This is a genomic window from Variovorax sp. Soil_C_17, from assembly GCF_057657265.1.
In genome coordinates, this window is the sequence record NZ_JBDGIT010000047.1 from 1 (window position 1) to 803 (window position 803).

Genomic DNA, 803 nt, shown 5'->3' on the forward strand with positions numbered 1-803 from the left:
ATCTGGCAGGCCGAGAAGGCCCAGGCGCAGGGCAGCGCGCAGATCCGCGAGGAGATCGACAAGATCAAGTTCCAGATTGCCGAGTTCACCAGCAAGGGCGACTTCAACAAAGTGGCCGAGCTGCAGTACGGCAAGCTGCCGGGCCTGGAGAAGCGGCTGAAGGAAGCGCAGGACACCGAGGCGACCAAGGGCAAGTCCAGCGCGCCCACGCTGCTGCGCACCCAGGTGGGCGCCGAGGAGATCGCCGAGGTGGTGGCGCGCGCCACCGGCATTCCCGTCGCCAAGCTGATGCAGGGCGAGCGCGACAAGCTGCTCCAGATGGAAGGCAGGATCCACGAGCGCGTGGTCGGCCAGGACGAGGCCATCAGTGCGGTGGCCAACGCGATCCGCCGCTCGCGCTCGGGCCTTTCGGACCCGAACCGTCCCACCGGCTCCTTCCTCTTCCTGGGCCCCACCGGCGTGGGCAAGACCGAGCTGTGCAAGGCGCTGGCGGGCTTTTTGTTCGACAGCGAGGACCACCTCATCCGCGTCGACATGAGCGAGTTCATGGAGAAGCATTCCGTCGCGCGCCTGATCGGCGCGCCGCCCGGGTATGTCGGCTACGAGGAGGGCGGCTACCTGACCGAGGCCGTGCGCCGCAAGCCCTACAGCGTGCTGCTGCTGGACGAGGTCGAGAAGGCGCATCCGGACGTGTTCAACGTGCTGCTGCAGGTGCTCGACGACGGGCGCCTGACCGACGGCCAGGGCCGCACCGTGAACTTCAAGAACACGGTGATCGTGATGACCAGCAACATCGGCTCGCC

General features: G+C 67.1%; 1 protein-coding gene. It reads left to right on the forward strand.

Going from position 1 to position 803, the window contains the following annotated elements:
- A partial coding sequence (locus AC3A6Y_RS34960; protein WP_487872787.1) for an AAA family ATPase occupies nucleotides 1–803 on the forward strand: 803 nt, incomplete at both ends.